The sequence below is a fragment of the Agrobacterium vitis genome, from assembly GCF_013426735.1.
Classification (GTDB): domain Bacteria; phylum Pseudomonadota; class Alphaproteobacteria; order Rhizobiales; family Rhizobiaceae; genus Allorhizobium; species Allorhizobium vitis_D.
In genome coordinates this window covers 489,518-509,922 of the sequence record NZ_AP023273.1, presented here as the reverse complement: position 1 = coordinate 509,922, position 20,405 = coordinate 489,518, and the positions used below count along the sequence as shown (strand labels likewise).

Genomic DNA, 20,405 nt, shown 5'->3' with positions numbered 1-20,405 from the left:
ATCAATCAATATGGGTGATACTTGGCGATGGGTCAAGGAAACGAGTCCAAGTTTTTAACACCAGCGCTGTGTCGCGCGGCACGTGGCCTTCTGGATTGGACGCAACAGGACCTTGCCGAGCGAGCGGGTGTCTCACGTAGCACCATTAAAGATTACGAAAACTGTCGTCACGATCTCCATCGTGCCACCGCAGCCCAGTTGAACCTTGCATTGGAAGGGGGAGGCGTCGTCTTCCTTCACCTTGATGATGGCAAAGTTGGGCTATGCTCCAAATGATAATGACATTGATGCGGCCAGAAGGCTTTCTTCCCGGCGGAAGTTAGAATTATTGCCCTAGTTTCTGATTGAAGTTTCGTTGTCCCGTCGTCTTGCGCAGTATATCTGTCCGGTTGCAGAACTGCTGATCTGCTTATTTTATAATCGCTCAACGTGCTTGACACATTTTTAGGCCACCCTTAACAATTTCTACCAAATGGTAAAAAAAAGGGGGTTCAGAATGGGTAAGCAGTTTTTGATTTCGCGTCGGTCCGTACTGGCGTCGAGCATGGCTCTGGGTGTCAGCGCCTTTGCGCCATCCTTGCGGGCGGCAGCGCCGATTAAGGTGGCGGGCATTCATGGTTCTCCGGTGGAAAATGCCTGGAACTCGGTGCTGCACAAGGCTTTGCAGGATGCCGCCAAGGAAGGCGTGATTGAATATGTGTTTTCCGAAGGCGTGTCCGGCACCGATTATCCGCGCGCAATGCGCGAATATGCCGAGCAGAATGCCAAATTGATCATTGGCGAAACTTTTCCCGTTGAAAAGCAGGCACGCGAAGTGGCCGCCGATTATCCGAAGACGGCCTTTGTCATGGGCTCCAGCGGCAAGCTATCTGGCGATAATTTCGGGGTTTTCGGCACATGGAATTTCGATGGTGCCTATCTGGCGGGCATGCTGGCTGGCAAGATGACCAAGTCTAACATCGTCGGCTCTGTCGGTGCCATGCCGATCCCAGAAGTCAACATGCTGATCAATGCATTTGGCGCAGGCGTAAAAGCCGTCAATCCCAATGCCAAGCATCTTGTGACCTTCATCGGCACGTTCTTTGATCCGCCAAAAGCGCGCGAAGCGGGCCTTGCCCAGATTGATGCAGGCGCAGACATCCTGTTTGGCGAACGCATTGGCACGGCAGATGCCGCCAAGGAGCGCGGTATCAAATCCGTTGGTTCGTTGATTGATTACACCCCCCGTTATCCCAACACGGTGTTTGCCAACGCGCTGTGGAACTTCCGCCCGATCCTCAATGCCGCGCTGGCCGATGTTGCAGCAGGCAAGCCCACCGGGCGCGATTACACCGCCTATGGCCTGATGAAGGAAGGCGGCAGCGATATTGTTTTCGTCAAGGGTGTGGCACCCGCTGATGCCGAAGCGGCAATGGAAGCCAAGCGCGCCGAGATTAAGGCCGGAACGTTTGAAGTGCCAAAGATTATGACCGAACCAAAGTAAGCCAACCATGCAAGCTGATGCTACTGCTCTGGCCCAAGCGATCGCAAACGGTCGCTTGTCTGCCACCGAGGCAATGCAGGCCTCCATCTCTGCCACGGAGGCGTTCAACGATCTGGGTGCCATTGCCTATATCGATGCGGAAAAGGGCCTTGAGGCGGCGGGGGCTATAGATGCCCTGCCGATAGACGCCAAGCCGCGCTCTGCCATGGCCTTTGCAGGCGTGCCAACGCTTGCCAAGGATCTGGGCGGGCCGTTTGCGGGTTTTCCGGTGGTGGCGGGATCAAGGCTCATGGCGCGCCGTGGCGGATTGGTTGACTCCGATCTGGCGGAGCGGTTCCGCAGCAAAGGTTTTTGCGTTTTCGGCCTGACCACCAGCCCGGAATTTGGCCTTTCGCTGGCAAGCGAACCCCAGATTGGGCCTATCTGCCGCAATCCGCTGGATCGCGCCCGCACCGCTGGCGGATCTTCTGGTGGGGCTGCGGCGGCTGTTGCTGCTGGCATTGTGGCCATTGCCCATGCCACCGATGCGGGCGGCTCCATCCGCGTGCCCGCCGCCTGCTGCGGCCTTGTTGGCCTGAAACCCAGCCGAGGGGCCATGCCCTCAGGCCCCAGCTTTGGCAATCATTTGGGCGGCATTGCCAGTGAGCTGGTCGTTTCCCGATCCGTGCGCGACACGGCAACCAGCTTTTCTGTGCTCAGTGGCAATGTGAAAGGTCCATTCCCGCCATTTTCACCCACGCCGCCAAAGGCTGGCCGCTTGCGCATCGGCATTCTCACCGACACGGGCGATCAATATGCCACCGACAGTGACCGCTTGGTGGCCATTGATGAGGCAGGGCGGGCATTGGAAGCCGATGGTCATCAGCTCGTGCCCATTGCCTTTTCACAAATCGCCCAGCCAGCGGCGGCAAGCAACGATGCCTTTGTCAATATCGTCTGCGCCAATCTTGCCGAGACGTTTTCGAAATTCAACCTTGATACATCCAAGACCGAAACACTGACACAGGCGACCATTGAGCGCGGACTGGCATTGCCCGCCGCCCATCTGTGGCGCAGCCTTAACGCCATGGTGCTTGTCAGCCGCGATCTCTGGCGGCTGTTCGACGATGTCGATTGTTTGTTGTGCCCGATGCTGTCATCGGCACCCTTGCCGATTGGCTCTTTCCCCAGCGATCATCGTGATACCGATCTGCATTTCGATCGCATGGCCCGCTTTGCGCCGCTCGCAGCCCTTGCCAATGCATCAGGATGCCCAGCCATTACCCTGCCCTATGGAAGCGATGCTTCCGGCTTGCCGCTTCCGGTGCAAATGCTGGCTCCGATGGGCAGTGAGCTGTTGCTTTTGCAACTGGCGGCCCGCCTTGAGAGTGACCAACGGTTCCAGCAGAGATTTCCGATTGCTGGATTCACGCCATGACCGTGCCCGTGCTCGACATTATGGGTGTCAGCAAACGATTTGGCAGCAATCTCGCTAATGATGACATTTCGCTGTCACTGGCGAAGGGCGAAATTCTGGCGCTACTGGGTGAAAACGGGGCTGGAAAAACCACCTTGATGAGCATCCTGTTTGGCCATTACATGCCAGATTCCGGCAAGGTTCTGGTCGATGGCAAGGAATTGCCGCCCGGCAAGCCGCGTGCTGCCATTCGGGCAGGCATTGGCATGGTGCATCAGCATTTTTCACTGGCCCCAAACCTGACCGTTTTGGAAAACGTCACAACGGGCACGGAAAGTTTATGGTCCCTGAGGTCGCGGCGTGCGCAGGCACGGGAAAAGCTCATGGCCATTTCCAGTCGCTTTGGCCTGAAAGTTGATCCAGATGCGCGTCTTGGCGATCTCTCGGTGGGTGAGCAGCAGCGGGTCGAAATTCTCAAAGCGCTATACAATGATGCCCGCATTCTGGTGCTGGATGAACCGACTGCCGTTCTGACCCAGATTGAAGCGGAGATGCTGTTTGCGACCTTGAAAGATATGGCGGCACAGGGCCTTTCGCTGATTTTCATTTCTCACAAACTCGATGAGGTCATGTCTGCCGCTGACCGGATCGTGGTGCTGCGCGGTGGACGGCGGGTGGCGGAGCGCAAGGCAGCCGAGACCAGCAAGGCAGAGCTTGCCGAACTGATGGTGGGACGCACTGTGACCCGACCCGTGCGTGACGTCTCCACTCCGGGTGATATTGTTCTGGAAGCAGCACACCTGACCGTCCGCAAAGACGGGGTCGATGTGCTGAAGGCCATCGATTTCCGGCTGCGGGCTGGCGAGGTTCTTGGCATCATTGGTGTTTCCGGCAATGGTCAGGGCGTTTTGGCGCAAGTGCTCTCCGGCACTATGCCGCATACGGCTGGCGACCTTCTGTTGTTTGGCACCCCGGTGGAGAACCTGTCGGTGGCGGACGCCGTGACGGCAGGCATCGGCCGCATTCCCGAAGACCGCAACAAGGAAGGCGTGATCGGCGAGATGGCGATCTGGGAAAATGCCATTCTTGAGCGGCTCCCGGCCTTTTCACGGCACGGTCTTGTTAATCGAAAGGCGGGGATGGAATTTGCCCGCACCATCATCGAGCAATTCGATGTGCGCGGCGGCACGCCCGCCAGCCGCATCCGGCTGCTGTCCGGCGGCAATATGCAGAAACTCATTTTGGGCAGAAACCTTATCAATCGCCCCCGTATTCTTCTGGCCGCCCAACCCGCGCGGGGTCTGGACGAAGGCGCCGTTGCCTCCGTGCACGAGCGCATTCTCGAAGCCCGCCGGGCTGGAACTGCCGTGCTGCTGATTTCCGAGGATCTGGACGAAGTCATGGCGCTTGCCGACCGCATTCAAGCCATTGTCGGCGGCAGGTTGTCGCCGCCGATCAATGCCGAAGATGCCAATGCCCGCAAACTCGGCCTGATGATGGCTGGCGAATGGCAGGCGGAGGTGTCCCATGCGGTTTGAGCGACGCGAACATCGACCTCTTGTGCTTGTCATCGCCACGCCGATCATGGCCATTGTCGCTGCGTTGGCGATCTCAGGCATTCTTATTGCCATTGCGGGTGCGCCGGTTCTGGAAGCCTATTGGCGGATTGTCATAGGTGCGTTCGGCTCGCGGCTCTCGACCACGGAGACTCTCACCCGCGCGACGCCCCTGATGCTGACAGGTCTTTCGGCGGCAGTGGCGTTTCGGGCGCGGCTGTGGAACATTGGGGCCGAGGGCCAGCTTTATCTCGGTGCCATCACCGTTGCGGCGGCAAGTTCGCATCTATTGAGCGATTTTCCGCCTGCCATCCAGATTCCCGCCCTGCTTATCCTCGGTGCGCTCGCGGGCATGGTTTTGCTGCTCGTGCCGCTTTGGCTGCGCCTGCGTTTTTCCGTGGACGAGGTGGTGACGACCCTGCTGCTCAATTTCGTTGCCGTGCTGTTTGTCTCAATGCTGATTGATACCGTGTTGAAAGACCCGATGGCTTTCGGTTGGCCGCAATCGCAATCGGTGGCTGATGCTGCCATGCTGCCAAAGCTGTTGGCGCGCTCACGCCTGCATTTGGGCCTTGTCATTGCCGTGGTGCTGGCGCTTGTGTTGCATTTTGTTCAACAGCGCACAGTGTTTGGAATTCACTCACGGGCGGCGGGTCTCAACCCGGCAGGGGCCGTTTTTGCTGGCGTGCCGCTTGGCCGCACGCTGGTGGCTGTTGCTTGCATTTCCGGTGGTCTTGCGGGGCTTGCAGGTGCTGTGGAAGTCATGGGCGTCAAGGGCTATGTGACCACGGATCTCTCTCCCGGCTATGGCTATTCCGGCATTGTGGTGGCCATGCTCGCCAATCTCAATCCGCTCGGCGTTGTGCTGGCGGCGCTGTTTACGGCCACCATGTTCGTGGGTGCCGACGGCATGAGTCGTGCCATGGGCATTCCCAGCTATATTGCCGATGTGACGGTGGCGCTCTCGCTATTGACCATGCTGACCGCGCTGTTTTTCACCCAATACAGGATTGTCCGATGAGCGCCATGATGGACATCCTTGCTTCAACGGGTCTCTGGGCTGCCGTCTTGAGAATTGCAACGCCGTTGATTTTCGGCACACTCGGCGCTTTGCTATGCGAACGGGCGGGCGTGCTCAATCTCGGCATTGAAGGCATCATGACATTCGGTGCCATGATCGGCTGGCTATCCGTCTATCACGGCGCTGATCTGTGGACCGGCCTGCTGATCGCTGCACTGGCAGGTGGAGTTTTCGGCGCTTTACATGCGCTTTTGACGGTCACGCTCGGTCTATCCCAACATGTCTGTGGCCTCGGGATCACGCTGTTTGCCTCCAGCTTCAGCTATTACACTTTCCGTCTGGCGGTTCCAGTCGCAGGCTCACCGCCAACCATTATCCCGTTCAAGCCAATTGCCATTCCGGGCCTCAGCGATCTGCCCTTTGTCGGACCTGCCTTTTTTGTGCAGACACCGCCAACTTATATCGCCATTCTGCTGGCTGTCATTTTTGCCTATGTCATCTTTCGCACCCCACTGGGCCTTGCCATCCGCATAACAGGTGAAAACCCGCATGCAGCGGAAGCGCAAGGGATCAACCCAATGGCGGTGCGCTATGGTGCCGTGATTGCTGGCTCGGCCCTGATGGGCATGGCAGGCGCTTTTCTGACGCTGTCTGCCTTCAACAGCTTTTTCCCGACCATGGTGCAGGGCCGCGGCTGGATCTGCATTGCACTCGTGGTGTTTTCCTCATGGCGACCGGGCCGGGCGCTGCTGGGTGCGCTGCTTTTTGCATTTTTCGATGGCTTTCAATTGCGCCTGCAAACGGCGCTGGGTGGTGCCGTGCCTTACCAACTGTTTCTGATGACCCCCTACATCCTGTCCATCGCAGCCCTTGCAGTGATGGCGCGGCGCGCCCGCGTGCCGCAAGCGTTGATGCAACCCTATCGGCGCGGCGAGCGCTGAACCAAGGAAACTCACCATGTTCGATCTCATCATCCGCAATGCCAACCTGCCAGATGGCCGCCAGGGTTTCGATATTGGCCTTTCCGGCGGAAAGATCACTGCCATCGAAAAGGGGCTGGATGCAGTCTGCGGCGACGAGATCGATGCAACGGGCCGTCTCGTCAGCCCACCGTTTTGCGATCCGCATTTTCACATGGATGCAACGCTGTCACTTGGCATGCCGCGCATGAATGTGTCCGGCACATTGCTGGAAGGCATAGCGCTCTGGGGCGAGCTGCGGCCGCTTTTGACGAAGGAGGCACTGGTTGAACGCGCCCTGCGCTACTGCGATCTCGCGGTCTCCCAAGGTCTGCTGTTCATCCGCAGCCATGTCGATACCTCCGATCCAAGACTGGTCACAGCAGAAGCCTTGATTGAGGTGCGCGAACGGGTAGCGCCCTATATTCAATTGCAGCTCGTGGCCTTTCCGCAGGACGGCTATTACCGCGCCGAAGGCGGCGTTTCCTCGCTCAACCGCGCACTCGATATGGGCATCGACATCGTCGGCGGTATTCCGCATTTCGAGCGGACAATGGAGGAGGGAAGGCTGTCGCTGGAAGCTCTCTGCCGCATTGCTGCCGAGCGGGGCTTGCCGGTCGATATCCATTGCGACGAAACCGACGATCCGATGTCACGCCATATCGAAACGCTCGCTGCAGAAACCATCCGCCATGGGCTGCAAGGCCGGGTGGCAGGTTCGCATCTCACCTCCATGCATTCCATGGATAATTATTACGTCTCCAAGCTCATTCCGCTGATGGCGGAAGCCCGGATCAACGTCATCCCCAACCCGCTGATCAACATCATGCTCCAAGGCCGCCACGACACCTATCCGAAACGTCGTGGCATGACGCGGGTCCGCGAACTGATGGCGGCAGGGCTGAACGTCTCCTTTGGTCAGGATTGCACCATGGATCCATGGTATTCAATGGGATCGGCCGACATGCTGGAGGTGGGCCATATGGCCATCCACGTTGCACAAATGGGCGGGCTGGACGACAAGAGACAGATTTTCGACGCCCTCACCGTCAATTCGGCAAAAACCATGGGTCTCGAAGGCTATGGTTTAGAGGTCGGCTGCAAGGCCGATCTCGTGGTGTTGCAGGCCGCTGACGTGTTTGAAGCCCTTCGCCTCAAGCCATCGCGCCTTTTTGTGGTCAAGGGCGGCAAGGTGATTTCCCGCACTGCGCCCCGCATTGGAGAGTTGTTTCTGGAAGGCCGCCCTGCGTCTGTCGATAGCGGACGCGATTACGTGCCGGTTTACTGATCCGACATTGAATTGTAGCGGTAACGACGATAACCAGCCCCAAGGCCCAACTGTTGCAGGCTGGATTCGAGATGCGGCAGCAGGGTTTCTACCGCCTGCCAGGCATACCGTTCCGCATCCGTTTCCGGGTGTGATAGAATAGCCGCGATTTCCGCCATGACAGCATCGCGGTCCACGGTCGTCACGCGACCGCCATCCACCACCAGCCGCCCACCGACGAAGACCTGTTCTATGGCGTGACGCCCACCGCGATGCAGCAGCGCTTCCACGGGTGGCGTTCGTGAATTGATAGCCGGGCGGGCGATGCGGTCCTTGTCCATCAGCACGATATCGGCCTGCCAGCCAGGCTCCAGACGTCCCGTAAATCCACCGAACCCGGCGGAGGCCGCACCATGTTCGCTGGCCATTTGCAACACGGCACCCGCATCCGGCCTATCGTTCCAAAGCCCGGTTTCCCGATGCAACGCCCAGACCAGTTTCATTTCCAGTGTCATGTCGCGGTCGTCAGCAATATTCGACTGGTCTATGCCGAGGGCAACCGGAATGCCGCGTCGTCGCATCTCGTTGACGGGCGCAATCCCGCTGCCGAGCCTGAGGCCGGAAGAGGCATTGTGGCAGATGGTACAGCCGCAGGAAGCGATGATGTCGAGATCCTCGCCGCTCATCCAGTTGCCGTGGCCAAGCGTCACATTGGCATCGAGACATTGCAGTTTTTGCAGATGCTGAACGGCGCTGCGGCCATAGGTGCGCCGGGCAAATTCCGCCTGCCGCTCGGTTTCGAGAAGATGCATGTGGACATTTCCACCTGCCGCCTTGGCCGTCTCGAAAATCGTCTGCAAGGCATCATCGCTGCACCAGTGCAGATTGGCGGGCGCAAGATTCATGCGGATATGCTGTGGGCTACCCTTCATGAAACGGGCGCGCAGATCGGTATAGAATTCCATCAGCCGGGGAACCGGAATATCGGCAGCGGCCAGCTGCGGCGCAATCCAGTCACGCGCCGTTGCGGGCAGACGGCTCAAGATATGGGCATCCGGCTCGTAGGACAGAATATTGCGGTCGCGGATCATGAAGCAATAGCCGAGCCGCATGCCGATTTCGCCATAGGCCGAGATGGTTGCTTCTGCCGTCTGCATCCAACTGTCCGGCGTGCCGGAAAAGCCGCTATGGATGTGTTGTACGGTGGTCGTGCCGCTCTCTAGCATTTCGATGGCTGAATAAAGCGTATCCAGCCGCTGGTCGATGCGGCGCATGGCGCGAAATTGCGGCAGCCATAGTTCCAGCGGCGCAAAAGGCACGCCCTGCATCAGTGGTGTCACACCGAAATGGTGGTGCGCGTTGACCAGGCCCGGCATGGCGATCATCCGGCGCGAGCCAAAGCGTGGCAGGTGGTCGTTGCCATAGCCGACCGCTTCCATCGGACCGATCTGGGCGATCATGCCCTTCTCGACGCGGATGCCGACATCGTGGCGCATGGTCATTTTGCCATCCGTGCCAAGGCCGGTCAGCACGGTGCCGGCATCAATGCCGGTCAGCACGGTGCCGGCCTCGATGATGCAGTCTGCGCCGGAATTGTCCGGCATCACAATGGCCTGCATCATATCCGATAGTCTCCAATCAGGCCGAGACGCCGCGCCGCGGCCACCCGGTAAAGCGAGTCTGCATAGATCGTCATTTCCTGCGCTGCCGAATAGGCAAGGCTGATATCGTGTTCGTCATAGCTGGCCGCTGCTGCTGCAAAAATCTCCGGCCAGTCCGGGGCGGCCAGCGCGCGCCAGCGCGAGATCTCCTCCTCTGGCGGTAGGGTTGGAAAGTCCAGTTCCCGCATCAGCGCCGCAATCGCTTGCCAGAACACGCGCAGCATTGTGTCGCGGGTCTGCCGATCGCAAGTGGGGGTGAGCAGGCGTATCCAATGCAGGCCCGTGACCACATGCAAAGCGGCAAAATGCTGAGTGGCAGCAAATAAGCGGATGGCAACAGCGGCCATCTTTTCCATCGTATCGGGGCCAATTTCCAGCCAGTCTACAACAGGAACAAAATCCGGCAGGGCGGCGGCATCACGCATATTCTGCCACAGAAGATCATGAAGCGTCAGCGTGTGCATGGGGGCGATCAGTGTGACCCGGCGCAGCACTTCGGCAGGATCGTCTGTAACAGGGCTTGCGCCGGTCGCTGGCGGCAGCGCCAGATAGGTCGCCGCCCAATAGGCAAGCGCAATGGCGATATCACCTTCGTTTTGGCGCAACACGCCATAGGCCGTGCGCATCAGGGCATGAAAGGCGCTTGCCGCCACGCCTGGCGCCAGATCAGGCAGATAGTGCTTGAGCGCTGCCTCTATTCCAAGCCGGGAGACTTCAGCGGAAAAAAACAGCCGCAGATCCGGCTCCCGCTCTCGTTGGCCGAGAACGGAGCGCCATGTTGTTGCATCGAGCGGCGTGGATGGCTGGCCGAAGGGCAGCAGTTTTTTGATACCCTTATAATGGTCGAAAAAACGGCGCATCTGGGCCGGTGTGCCGCCAATTTCGGCCAGGGCGCAGAGCACCATCGGCGCGTGGTTGGCGAAAGTACCGGTAAATTCCGATCCCCAGGCGGGCATTTCGGCGAGCAGTGCTTCGACCTCCGCCGCTTTGGCTGGTGCCATCATGGTATTCTCCTCGCTCAGCACAGGTTCGAAAAGCGCGTCTGCGCTACAAGTTGCGAGAGATCGAAGGCCTGTGTCGCGGCAATCAGGCTGACAAGTCCGTCGGCGGCGCGATCAAGCACGATCTGGCCCTTCTGTGCGGTTGCATTGCTGGCATTGCCGCAGACGCCTGCTGGATGAAGATCCTGCGCCTGCCAGCCGAAACCAACGGCACCTTCTGCTGTCAGCATGCTGCCGGATTTCTCAATTGCCACCGTCAGGGGGATGAAATCCTCGGCTTTGTCCATGGCCACCCGCTCCGGCGCGATTGCCAGTATTATGCTGGTTTCGATGTCGCCGCCATGGATGCCGTGGTCGATTTCGTCGCGTGAGAACAGGTCGTCCACCGGGGCGATGCGAAACCAGGAACAGGAAACCGCCAACATGCCAAGCTCGATACGGATATCGCGGCAGACGATGTCCATCAGCGCCATCTGGCCGCCATGGGAATTGAACAGGATCAATTTCGCGGCACCCGCACGCTTGACGCTGCGGGCCAGATCCAGCCAGACTTGCCGCAGGGTCTCGCCGGAGATTGCCAGCGTGCCGGGGAAGGCGATGTGCTCGTCGGATTTCCCCACCGCCATGGGCGGCAGGAACAGGACATCGGTGTCCGGCTGCAAGCGTTCCACCGTGCGCCGGATGATCTCGGCATTGATGGCCGAATCGACATCGACGGGCAGATGCGGGCCGTGTTGCTCGACAGCGGCGATGGGAAGCACCACCACGGTTTTTGAGAGATCACGCTCAGTAAAGGCTTGGGTTGAATGATCCACCCAGTAGAAAGACCTGATCATGATGCTTTTTCCATCATCCGTGCCGCATTTCGGGCAGCAATATCAGCTTCGAAATCATCACTGACCGGCAGGTCCTGCGAGCAATAGGCCTCCAGCCCCGGCAAGATTGCGTTTTCCTGATCCAGCAGCAGCCGGCGCTCGATGCCGCGCACCACCCTTGGCAATGCATAACGATGGCCGCTGATCGAGGTGGAATGCGGGCCGTGGCTGATGAAACTCGCGCTGTTAAAGGCAAAGACCCGGCTGACCCAGCCGTCTTCCGGCACCTTCGGCAGGAACGCATAATAGGGATCGAGATAGGGCAATTGCGACAGGCGCGCGTCTTCCTCTCCGGCGGGAGGCGTGAAGTGCTCACCCCAAAGCGCAACCTTTGGTGTCAGGGTTTGCAGTTCCGGGCGCGCTGAGAGATCGACATCCATGCCGGTTGCCAGCAACAGGTGATCGAAGACCAGCATGCCATCGGGCGTTTTCACCGAGACGGCGCCGTCCTTTTCACACACTTCCAGCCACGGTGTGGCGGGGCGCAGGGTAAAGCCCGGCAGCGCCATTGCTGTCTCAAAGGCGCGCACCGGTGGCGGCTGGTCTGTGCTGCGGAAAAACCGCGCGATTTGCCAGCGGGTTTGGTCGGACAGCGCCCCGAAACCACTGAGAAGCGGTGGTGCTTCCAGTGCACGGTGCGGATTGGTGCGGGGCAGACGTGTCCGGCGAAAGCAGAGATCGACCGAGGCAGCACCGCTGTTCAGTGCGGTGACGGCATTGTCGAAAGCTGAAGCGCCGTGACCGAGAATGCCGATCCGCTTGCCCTTCAAACGCTTAAAATCCACCGGTCCATTGGTATGGTCATAGCGCTGCGATGGCAAAGCGTCGGAAATGAAGCGTGGCACCCGCCAGGCACCGGCACCGTCAAAGCCGGTGGCCAGAACCACGGCCCGCGCCAGATGGCGCTCGACATGTCCCTGCCGCAGAGTGGTGACGGCCATCAGGTCGCCTTCGGGCGAGACGTCCGTAACGCTGGTCTCATTGGTGATGGCAATGTCGAAAACCTCGGCATACCAGTCCAGATAGGCCTTCCAGTCGGTGCGGGGGATGCGGCCCAGCGTCTGCCAGGCCTCAATGCCATAGCGGGTTTCGAACCAGCGACGCACCGAGAGATTGGCGACGTTGAATTCGTTGCCCACCGCCGTTTTGGGGGTGCGCAATTCTTCCATTCGGGCAAAGGTGGTCCATGGTCCTTCCGAGCCAGCCGGGGCGCTGTCGAACAGGCGGATCTGCTGGACCCCATCCCATTTCAGCGCCGCCGCTATGGTGATCGCCGACTGTCCCCCGCCAACGATGGCGACATCGCAGACGGATAGGGCCGAGATGGGCAGTGGCGCAAGCCAGGGAGCCGCCGGATAGGCGAGGGCGGCAAGATCGGCCCTCGCTGCGTCCTTTAAACGAGCAAGTGCGGCCACGGCATCGGGGAGAGGGTCAAGCATGGTCTGAGGGTCCTGAAATACTGTGTTTGTGCCGGTTGCGGCGATAAAGCTCGCTGACAATGACGATCACGGCTGTCAGCAAAAGCACCACGACCTGCATCGCATTGAGGTCGGGCTTCAGCTCTCGCCGGAATTGCGAGGCGATAATCAACGAGAGCGGCTGCGTGCGACCGGCGAGAAACATCGAGATGGTCAGATCGGCCAGCGATAGAATAACGCCAATGGAATAGGCAGCACCGATGGCACCCTTCAACTGCGGCAGCACGATCCGGCGAAAGCTTTGCCAAGGGGTGGCCCCCAGATCGCGGGCGGCATCTTCCAGCCGTTTATCGAGGCGGATGACGGTGGCGGCAATGATGGTGGTGGTAAAGGGGATGGCGATCAATGTTTGCGCAGCGATAAGAGCGCCGGCTCCGCGCCCAAGTCCTATCCAGTTCATCAGCATGGCCTGGGCAATTGACAATACGGTTTTCGGCACCAGAAACGGCAGGATGATCAGAAAGATAAAGACCGGGCGAAAGGCCAGCCTGGGCGAGGCAAGTGCCAGGGCCGCGCAAAGTCCGATTAAGGCCGCCAGGATGCCGACCGGCTGGGAGATCAGGAAACTGGTCAGGAAGCCGTTGATAAAGGTCGCATTGCTGAACAGGTCTTTGTACCAGGACAGCGTGAAGCCGCTTAAGGGAAAGGCCATCAGGCTGGATGCATTGAAGGAAAACAGTGCCAGAACGATGATCGGCAGATAGAAGAAGCCGACAGCGAGGCCAAGAGTCAGGGTGATCCGCCGGTTCATTTCAAGCCTCCCTGAAGAACAGCCCGCGCGCCTTTCAGCCGCAGCAGCAGCCAGGCCATAGCGCTTGCCGTTGCAAACAGCGCGATCAACAGGCTCAACGCCAAGGCAGAGGCAAGCGGCCAGTCGAAGGCGGTGCCGAACAGGTTGTCGATCATCGCCATCGGGGTTGCGCCGGAGGTGCCGCCCAGCATGCTTGGTGTCAGCATGTCACCGGCGGCGAGCGCAAAGACCGCCAGCAGGCCGACAGCAAGGCCCGGCACCGTCAGCGGAAAGATCACCCTTGTGAAGGCATCGAACGGGCGGGCACCCAGGTCGCGGGCCGCTTCGATCAACCGTCGATCAATCAATTCCGCCGAAATCCAGATTGGCAGCACCATAAAGGGTAGGCAATTATAGAGAAGGACGAGATGGGTGGTGAAGGGCGAGAACAGCAGGAATTTGACGGGCTGATCGACCAGGCCAAGCCCCTTCAGCACCGTATTCACGAGCCCTTCGGAGCCGAGAACCACCCGCCAGGCATAGATGCGGACGATTTCGCCGGTATAAAGCGGCGTCAACAACACGATCTGGGCTATGCCTTTCCAGGCGGTTGGCAGGCGGGCAATGGAAAGAGCGACGGGATAGCCGAGAATTGCGGCCAGAAATGCCGTTGCCAGCCCCGACAGGACCGCCTTGCCAATCAACAGGGCAAAGACCGGGTTGGACATCATCTGGCCCCAGCTGTGCAGGGAAAGGCCCGGCACCATGACGAAAGCATCCAGATCCACTGTGAACAGACTGAAGGCCACCAACAATAGAAGTGGCAACAGACAGCCCAGAACCAGCAGCAGTGAGACGGGAAGCGCCAGATGGGCGCGGCTGAGAACGAGCGTCATGATGCAAGCCTCGTGATGAAGCATGAAGCGGGATCGAGCGTCATCGCGATTGTCGAGCCCGGCTCCGCTGGTCGGTCTGCCATCAGTCGTACCGTCACGCCGGAAATATCCGCTTCGATCAGGTAGCGGTCGCCCTTGAAGACGACATGCCGAACCTCGGCGGAAAGAACAAGGCCTTGACCGTCCGCGTTGCCAAGCCGTAAATGCTCAGGCCGGATCACCAGGGCGGCGCGCTCACCTTTCACAAGACCATGGATTGCGGGGGCGGTGATGGTTCCAAGCGGCGTCCCGATGGTTGCCGTCTCTGTGCCAAGCGCCAGGATCTCGCCCTCCACCAGGCTGGCTGACCCGATGAAATCTGCCACGAACGTGTCGGACGGGCGGGCATAGAGCGTGACCGGGTCGGCTTTCTGGGCGATCCTGCCCTTGTTCATCACCACGACGATATCTGACAGCGCAAAGGCTTCTTCCTGGTCATGGGTGACATAGACGAAAGCAATGCCGAGGCGGCGTTGCAGGTCCTTCAGCTCGATCTGCAAATGCCCGCGCATCTTGCGATCCAGTGCCGAAAGCGGCTCATCGAGCAGCAGCAGATGCGGCTCTGCGATGATGGCGCGGGCCACGGCCACCCGCTGCTGCTGGCCACCGGATAGCTGATGCGGATAGCGGCTGGTGAATTCGCCCATATGAACGGCGTCCAGCGCCCGCTTCACACGCGGTGCCGGGTCCTGCGCACCACGGCGCAGGGTGAGCGAAAAGGCGACATTCTCGAACACGGTCAGATGCGGAAACAGCGCATAATTCTGGAACACCGTGTTCACCGGTCGCCGCTCCGGTGGCACGCCGGTGAGCGAGCGCCCGTCGAGCACCAGCGATCCGGCATCGGGAGTTTCAAAACCGCCGATCATCCGCAGGATCGTCGTCTTGCCGCAGCCAGAGGGGCCGAGAAAGGTGGTGAAGGCGCGCTCTGGAATGTCCAGATCCACGCCATCGACCGCACGGTTGCGGCCATAGGACTTGACGAGGCCCCTTGCGGACAAGAGCATCGGCAAACCGGTTCCGACGTTTTTGTCCGTTGCTGTCGTATCCCATGCCTGCGTCATGCCTCAGCTCGCCTTGACTTCGTTCCAGATTTTCAGCCAGTCGGAATAATTGGGCGGCGCCACCGGCCACATGAAGGATTTCATCACGTCCATATCGTCAACGAAGATCGTTGCCTGTTCCTCATGCGATAGCTTGTCACGGATTACGGAGGAGGTGGTGGCATAATGGCCGATCCGGGCCACATCGGTGGAATAGCTCGGCCCGAGCAGATAATTGATGAATTTATAGCCGATCTCGGTCTTTTCCGGTGAAAGATTGGCAGGCATGCCGAAGCAATCGCACCAGCCCATCACGCCAGCCTTCGGTTTGGCCATGCCCATTGGCAGCTTGGCCTGTAGCTCGTCATAGGGTACGCGCCAGGAGAAGGCGCAGGAGACTTCACCTGTGGCAAAGAGATTGGTGAGGTCGCCGATGGTCTGCCAGTAGGTGCGCAGCAGCGGCTTCTGGGTAATCAGCAGTTTTTTCGCCTCGGCCAGTTCCTTGGCCTCCATGACGAACACCTTGTCACGCGGCACACCGGCAACCAACCCGGCGATGGCGATGGATTCCAGGGCGTAATCACGCATGGCGAGTTGGCCGGAATATTTCGCATCGAAGAGCGTCGTATAGTCCGGCTCCTTGTCGAACTTGTCCTTGCGGTAGACGATCGGGTTCAGGCCCCAGAGATAGGGAATGGCAAAGGTCTTGCCGGCCTCATCCATCACCTTCGGCGTGGATTTGAACACATCATACATCAGGCTGGCATTGGGGATTTTCGACAGGTCCAGCTCCTTCAGCAGACCGGCCTTGATATAGCGCCAGCTGCCGTTCAGCGAGGGGTTGATCATGTCCCAATCGGCGGCGGCCCCGGTTTTCAGCGCGGCAAACTGTGCATCTTCGCTGGAGAGATAGGAGAGTTTGACCTTGACGCCGGTTTCCTTTTCGAAGGCAGCGACATATTCGGGATGGCCGTTGGAGTCCCAGGTTGCCCAGACCATGTCGGAGACCGCAGCGCGTGCAATGCCCGCGTTTGAAACCACCCCTGCGGCAGCACCCGCCGCCATTCCCGCCAGCACGTCACGCCGTGTGATACCTGTCCGTTTCATGGAGCCCCATCCGGTTCTTGTTGCGATGAGGACAGTGTGCGGACTTTCGATCCAAACGGCCATAAGGCAAAGGCTATAGTGTCTATTGCCTTTGTTGGTGATGGGGCGGGCGTCAGCTTGGCTACCAACTGGGCTGCATGTGGTGCATCGGTGGAAGAGGCAAGGGGCCAACGCGGTCGAGTGCTTGCATTTCGGCTGAGGCGTGTTTGATCATCCGGCGTAGCCACGCCTGATCTGGCGCGTGATGTTTGCGGTCGTGCCAGAGTGTATAAAAATGCATCTGCCCCAATTCCACCGGAGCGTCCAGAACCGCAAAGGGGAAGGTTTGCGCCACCTGTTCAGCAAAGTGCTTGCCCGTGGTGAAGACGAGGTCAGAGCGGGCAAGGACGTAGGGCGCGATGGAATATTCCGGCACTGTGGCGCGGATATGCCGCTTGACGCCAAGATCACGCAAGCGTCCGTCGATGGGGCTGAATTGTGCGTCACGTTCTGACGTCGGTGACAGATGGCTTTCCTCAAGATATTCATCAAGCCGGATGCGATCTCGGCCCCGGCGGGCAAAACGGTGCGTGGATCTGACCATGCAGACGATATCGGTCTTCAGCATTGGCGCGATGCGCAGGTGCTCCGGCGGGTGGGGCCAATTGCCGATCACCGCATCGATCCGGCCCTCAGACAGTCCCGATAGCAGGTCCTCCTGGGATGGCATTGGTGACGCATCGATGGAAATACCGGGGGCCATATCGGTGATCGCGCCGATCAATTGCGGCATGAACACGGTGCCGAGACAATTGCTGGCAACAATGCGAAAATGTCGAACGGATACGGCGGGATCAAAAGCAGTCGGAGAGATCAGGTGGGTATCGATCCGACCGAGAATATCATTCATGGCTGAGCGCAGCGCTAGCCCTCGCTCGGTTGGCACAAGCGTGCTGCCGGACCGCACCAGCAGCGGATCCTGGAAAATATCGCGCAGCCGCTTCAGCGAAAGGCTGACGGTCGGCTGCGCCTGGCCCAGCAGATCGGCAGTGCGCGATACGCTGCATTCCGTCAACAGCAAGCGCAGAGTGCGCATCAGACGGATATCGAGATTTGCATAGGCCTGCTCTGACATGCTCGTACTCCTTTGGGGTGAGTAACTTGATGAAAAGCATTTTCTATGCCAGTTGCTGACCTGGAAACTGGAGCGTTTTGGCTTTTGAGCCATTGTTTATGCGCGACACAGCCGTCGCGAGCAAAGCTTCTAAAGGACACTTCGCGGCAATCTCACCCACTATTCGAGGGCCTTCAAAACGGCTTGGGTTCGGCTTTTCACGCCGAGCTTGGCAAAAATGTTCTTGGCGTGCGATTTCACGGTATTCAAATTGATATCGAGCCTGGTGGCGATTTCGCTGTTGGAAAGCCCCCACCGCATCAATTGCAGCACGTCGTCTTCCCGCTGCGTCAACTCGGTGAGGGAGCCACGCAGACTGAGACGGGCCTCTTGCCTTTGCCCTCCGCTGGGGCTCGGAGACGCGGCAACGGGTGAAACGAAATCGCGCAAGATGCGCCGCGTCGCCATGATGTCATCCTGAAGATCCGCAGGCTGCGTCCCCTCGGCCTCATGGGCGGGCGCGATAACCGTGGCGAGCGCCTCTGCCTGTCGCGCCATCAGAATACGGCCTTCCTGCCGCGCCCCTGCGGCAAGCACCCGCAGCTTTTCCGCTGCCGCATCGATCTGCCCTGCATTGCACAGGATTCTGGCCTCGACAATGCGAAATGGGTCCCATATCTGCCAGGCCGAAGAGGGAAACCGGTTGCGCGCCTCGGGCAATTGCAGGGACAGCCGTTCCCATTCGCGGCGGCCCTCTGCGGGGCTGTTGAGACGAAACGCCCGGTCGGCCCGCTCTATACCGAGCTGAAATTCCAGGCGAAAATCTTCCGCCTCATAGGCTCTCCTGCTGGCACGAACCAGAAGTGCCGTTGCCTCTTCGACCCGACCAGTTATATCGAGAAGCCGCACGAGACCGGTTGTGGCAATCAGGATCCGTTCGCACAGCCCGGAAACATCCGTTGCCTTTTCCGCCGGGATCGCCCGCCGCCACAGGCGCTCGGCCTTTTCAAGGTCATTGTCGTCATAGGCAATCAGTCCTAAAAGCGCCGAGGGCAGGGCGACCATGTAGGAGTGTTCCCCGAAATTCTGTTCGGCAATCGCCAGGGCTTCGATAATCACATGCCGGGCTTCCTGAAACAGCGCACGGGCGAGGTAGGACATGGCGGCAATGCAGCGGGAATGAATCCCGCCCCAATGGCAGGCCATGTCGTCATAGACGCCGTTTGCCCGCCATGTCAGTCGTTCCGCCAGATCGAGCTTGCCCAGATTGAAGGCGAAATAGCTGTGAATGGAATCGAGATCGACCTGTCCGAAAGCCAGCCGGTCAAGCTCTTTTCCGGCCAGTTGAGAGAGGTGAAAGCTTCCGCCTGTGAAATCACCGCCATAGGCACCGATAAGCGCCCGCATGAGATGGAGCCGCCCGCTGATATCGAGACCCGTTCGGGCCGCGATGACGGACACTGGACTGTTCGGGTCGCTGGCCGCTACCTCTATCGTCTGAAGGGTTTGTTCGGCTTGCAGAAAGCGGCGCATGTTGATGGATCGCCACACGTGCAGAAAAAGCAGCAGCGGCCTTTCCTCGCGGGCCTCTCGGGGCAGTTGCTGCATCCAGCGGGAATAGGTGTCGAAACGGCCATGGCTGAGATAGTCGTACAGGCAATAGGTTTCGATCAGCTCCGCCGCCCATTTGGACTGGCGCGCGAGAAAGGCGTGACGGACGGCATCAACGGGCGACCCATTGTCGATGAACCATTGCGCGGCGCGGGCGTGAATGCCTTCGACAGCAGGCCGGTCATCGCCATAAAGGCGGGTTTGCAGAAACTCCTGAAACAGATGGTGATATTTGTACCAACGCTGCGTTCCCGGAAGCTCAACGACAAACAATTGGCTTTGCTCCAGGAAGGCCAGCATTCGGTCCCCGTCAAGCCGACCGGTCACGGCGTTGCAGAGGTCGGCATTCAGCGTTTCCAAGAGGGAGGTCTTGGCGAGGAAGTCGCAAACCTCGGCAGGCAGTCCGGCAATGACTTCCTCCAGGAAATAGTCGGCAAATGCGCGATGGCTTCCAGATGGCGCAGCGGCGACGAAATTGCCCGTCGCTCGCCCTGTGACGAGCGCTGCCAGCCGCAAGCCGACCGCCCAACCCTCGGTATGACCATGCATCTGGCGGCTTTCGTCTGCCGTTAAGGCGACATTGGAGGCGGTGCGAAAAAACGCCTCGGTCTCCTCCGCACTGAAATGCAGGTCTTCCACGGCAATGTCGATCATCTCGCCGTTGGCCCGGTACCGGCCAACGGGTATGGCAGGCCGGTTGCGACTGGCGAGCACGACGGTCAGGCTCGGCAAGCGGCTGGCGAGGATCGTATTGATCGCCTCGCCACCATCGCCGCCTTCGGCCAGGTGGTAATCGTCGATAAACAAAGCCAGTGGCTGGCGGATGGATTGATCGGTGAGCAGAGCCGTCAAGCGTTGCAGCGCGTCGGCGCGATCAAGGGAGGGCAGATGATCGCGATTATCAGCGATCGATTGCTGAAGTGCCTGGAGCAGGCCCTCGGCGAAATTTAACGGATCTTTGTCGTCTTCGCTTGCCGAATACCAGACGGTCGAAAACCCGGCATCCGACAGGCTCCGATGCCATTGTGCCAGAAGTGTGGTCTTGCCGGAGCCAGCCGGGGCATGGACGAGCGCCAGCCGGTGTTTGCTGAGAAGCTGCGACAGTCGCGTCAGGCGCGGACGGTCGATCAGGCCTGTCGAAGCGCTGGGCGGCACAGATCGTCTGTTTAAAAGGCGCGTTCGTTGCACA

General features: G+C 59.5%; 17 protein-coding genes. 7 read left to right on the top strand and 10 right to left on the bottom strand.

The annotated features are described in order from the left end of the window. Positions 1–27 precede the first annotated feature (27 nt). The 7 genes from H1Y61_RS19595 to H1Y61_RS19565 all read left to right on the top strand — a co-directional run bounded on the left by H1Y61_RS19595 (position 28) and on the right by H1Y61_RS19565 (position 7,703). On the top strand, positions 28–276 hold the full coding sequence (locus H1Y61_RS19595) for a helix-turn-helix transcriptional regulator (RefSeq protein ID WP_180575219.1): 249 nt from the start codon (positions 28–30) through the stop codon (positions 274–276). Positions 277–496: 220 nt separating this feature from the next. Next, positions 497–1,483 carry a BMP family protein gene (locus H1Y61_RS19590; protein WP_180575146.1) on the top strand — a complete coding sequence of 329 codons (987 nt, stop codon included), beginning with the start codon at positions 497–499 and terminating at the stop codon, positions 1,481–1,483. 7 nt (positions 1,484–1,490) lie between these two features. Then, positions 1,491–2,900: an amidase gene (locus H1Y61_RS19585; protein ID WP_180575145.1), complete on the top strand. Its 1,410-nt coding sequence runs from the start codon at positions 1,491–1,493 to the stop codon at positions 2,898–2,900. Beyond that, the gene (locus H1Y61_RS19580; RefSeq protein WP_180575144.1) at positions 2,897–4,417 is read left to right on the top strand and encodes an ABC transporter ATP-binding protein; all 1,521 of its coding nucleotides are present in this window, start codon (positions 2,897–2,899) and stop codon (positions 4,415–4,417) included. The genes H1Y61_RS19585 and H1Y61_RS19580 overlap by 4 nt, the downstream gene beginning before the upstream one ends. Continuing rightward, entirely contained in the window at positions 4,407–5,456 is a 1,050-nt protein-coding gene (locus H1Y61_RS19575; protein ID WP_180575143.1) for an ABC transporter permease, read from the top strand. Before H1Y61_RS19580 ends, H1Y61_RS19575 begins: the two co-directional genes overlap by 11 nt. After that, positions 5,453–6,397, top strand: coding sequence for an ABC transporter permease (locus tag H1Y61_RS19570; RefSeq protein ID WP_180575142.1), 945 nt, complete (start codon positions 5,453–5,455; stop codon positions 6,395–6,397). The genes H1Y61_RS19575 and H1Y61_RS19570 overlap by 4 nt, the downstream gene beginning before the upstream one ends. A 16-nt stretch (positions 6,398–6,413) precedes the next feature. Beyond that, the gene (locus tag H1Y61_RS19565; RefSeq protein ID WP_156552770.1) at positions 6,414–7,703 is read left to right on the top strand and encodes an amidohydrolase family protein; all 1,290 of its coding nucleotides are present in this window, start codon (positions 6,414–6,416) and stop codon (positions 7,701–7,703) included. Here the strand turns inward: H1Y61_RS19565 and H1Y61_RS19560 are convergent. The 10 genes from H1Y61_RS19560 to H1Y61_RS19515 form a co-directional block, all read right to left on the bottom strand. Continuing rightward, entirely contained in the window at positions 7,697–9,304 is a 1,608-nt protein-coding gene (locus tag H1Y61_RS19560) for an amidohydrolase family protein (RefSeq protein ID WP_180575141.1), read from the bottom strand. The two genes, H1Y61_RS19565 and H1Y61_RS19560, sit on opposite strands and share 7 nt — an antisense overlap. Beyond that, positions 9,301–10,347 carry a questin oxidase family protein gene (locus tag H1Y61_RS19555; protein ID WP_235680948.1) on the bottom strand — a complete coding sequence of 349 codons (1,047 nt, stop codon included), beginning with the start codon at positions 10,345–10,347 and terminating at the stop codon, positions 9,301–9,303. Before H1Y61_RS19555 ends, H1Y61_RS19560 begins: the two co-directional genes overlap by 4 nt. 14 nt (positions 10,348–10,361) lie before the next feature. After that, positions 10,362–11,180, bottom strand: a complete 819-nt coding sequence (locus tag H1Y61_RS19550) for a creatininase family protein (protein WP_180575140.1) — start codon at positions 11,178–11,180, stop codon at positions 10,362–10,364. Further along, positions 11,177–12,658 (bottom strand): SidA/IucD/PvdA family monooxygenase, encoded by a 1,482-nt coding sequence (locus H1Y61_RS19545; protein ID WP_180575139.1) that lies wholly within the window; start codon positions 12,656–12,658, stop codon positions 11,177–11,179. Before H1Y61_RS19545 ends, H1Y61_RS19550 begins: the two co-directional genes overlap by 4 nt. After that, a complete protein-coding gene (locus H1Y61_RS19540) occupies positions 12,651–13,448 on the bottom strand; it encodes an ABC transporter permease (protein ID WP_180575138.1) in 798 nt (265 codons plus the stop codon). Before H1Y61_RS19540 ends, H1Y61_RS19545 begins: the two co-directional genes overlap by 8 nt. After that, complete coding sequence (locus H1Y61_RS19535; RefSeq protein WP_180575137.1) at positions 13,445–14,323, bottom strand: ABC transporter permease; 879 nt, start codon at positions 14,321–14,323, stop codon at positions 13,445–13,447. The genes H1Y61_RS19540 and H1Y61_RS19535 overlap by 4 nt, the downstream gene beginning before the upstream one ends. Then, on the bottom strand, positions 14,320–15,426 hold the full coding sequence (locus tag H1Y61_RS19530; protein ID WP_180575136.1) for an ABC transporter ATP-binding protein: 1,107 nt from the start codon (positions 15,424–15,426) through the stop codon (positions 14,320–14,322). The genes H1Y61_RS19535 and H1Y61_RS19530 overlap by 4 nt, the downstream gene beginning before the upstream one ends. A 3-nt stretch (positions 15,427–15,429) precedes the next feature. Further along, positions 15,430–16,512 carry an extracellular solute-binding protein gene (locus H1Y61_RS19525; RefSeq protein WP_012653678.1) on the bottom strand — a complete coding sequence of 361 codons (1,083 nt, stop codon included), beginning with the start codon at positions 16,510–16,512 and terminating at the stop codon, positions 15,430–15,432. A 121-nt stretch (positions 16,513–16,633) separates the two neighbouring features. Further along, positions 16,634–17,626, bottom strand: coding sequence for a LysR substrate-binding domain-containing protein (locus tag H1Y61_RS19520; RefSeq protein ID WP_180575135.1), 993 nt, complete (start codon positions 17,624–17,626; stop codon positions 16,634–16,636). A gap of 159 nt (positions 17,627–17,785) precedes the next feature. Further along, positions 17,786–20,371 carry a LuxR C-terminal-related transcriptional regulator gene (locus H1Y61_RS19515; protein ID WP_180575134.1) on the bottom strand — a complete coding sequence of 862 codons (2,586 nt, stop codon included), beginning with the start codon at positions 20,369–20,371 and terminating at the stop codon, positions 17,786–17,788. Positions 20,372–20,405 lie beyond the last annotated feature (34 nt).

What these genes read in the sequence shown, in the direction of transcription:
- H1Y61_RS19580 (WP_180575144.1), top strand. Translation starts at nt 2,897, where the DNA reads ATGACCGTGCCCGTGCTCGACATTATGGGTGTCAGCAAACGATTTGGC.
- H1Y61_RS19590 (WP_180575146.1), top strand. Translation starts at nt 497, where the DNA reads ATGGGTAAGCAGTTTTTGATTTCGCGTCGGTCCGTACTGGCGTCGAGC.
- H1Y61_RS19575 (WP_180575143.1), top strand. Translation starts at nt 4,407, where the DNA reads ATGCGGTTTGAGCGACGCGAACATCGACCTCTTGTGCTTGTCATCGCC.
- H1Y61_RS19540 (WP_180575138.1), bottom strand. Translation starts at nt 13,448, where the DNA reads ATGAACCGGCGGATCACCCTGACTCTTGGCCTCGCTGTCGGCTTCTTC.
- H1Y61_RS19555 (WP_235680948.1), bottom strand. Translation starts at nt 10,347, where the DNA reads ATGATGGCACCAGCCAAAGCGGCGGAGGTCGAAGCACTGCTCGCCGAA.
- H1Y61_RS19530 (WP_180575136.1), bottom strand. Translation starts at nt 15,426, where the DNA reads ATGACGCAGGCATGGGATACGACAGCAACGGACAAAAACGTCGGAACC.
- H1Y61_RS19565 (WP_156552770.1), top strand. Translation starts at nt 6,414, where the DNA reads ATGTTCGATCTCATCATCCGCAATGCCAACCTGCCAGATGGCCGCCAG.
- H1Y61_RS19560 (WP_180575141.1), bottom strand. Translation starts at nt 9,304, where the DNA reads ATGATGCAGGCCATTGTGATGCCGGACAATTCCGGCGCAGACTGCATC.
- H1Y61_RS19595 (WP_180575219.1), top strand. Translation starts at nt 28, where the DNA reads ATGGGTCAAGGAAACGAGTCCAAGTTTTTAACACCAGCGCTGTGTCGC.
- H1Y61_RS19570 (WP_180575142.1), top strand. Translation starts at nt 5,453, where the DNA reads ATGAGCGCCATGATGGACATCCTTGCTTCAACGGGTCTCTGGGCTGCC.
- H1Y61_RS19585 (WP_180575145.1), top strand. Translation starts at nt 1,491, where the DNA reads ATGCAAGCTGATGCTACTGCTCTGGCCCAAGCGATCGCAAACGGTCGC.
- H1Y61_RS19545 (WP_180575139.1), bottom strand. Translation starts at nt 12,658, where the DNA reads ATGCTTGACCCTCTCCCCGATGCCGTGGCCGCACTTGCTCGTTTAAAG.
- H1Y61_RS19550 (WP_180575140.1), bottom strand. Translation starts at nt 11,180, where the DNA reads ATGATCAGGTCTTTCTACTGGGTGGATCATTCAACCCAAGCCTTTACT.
- H1Y61_RS19525 (WP_012653678.1), bottom strand. Translation starts at nt 16,512, where the DNA reads ATGAAACGGACAGGTATCACACGGCGTGACGTGCTGGCGGGAATGGCG.
- H1Y61_RS19520 (WP_180575135.1), bottom strand. Translation starts at nt 17,626, where the DNA reads ATGTCAGAGCAGGCCTATGCAAATCTCGATATCCGTCTGATGCGCACT.
- H1Y61_RS19535 (WP_180575137.1), bottom strand. Translation starts at nt 14,323, where the DNA reads ATGACGCTCGTTCTCAGCCGCGCCCATCTGGCGCTTCCCGTCTCACTG.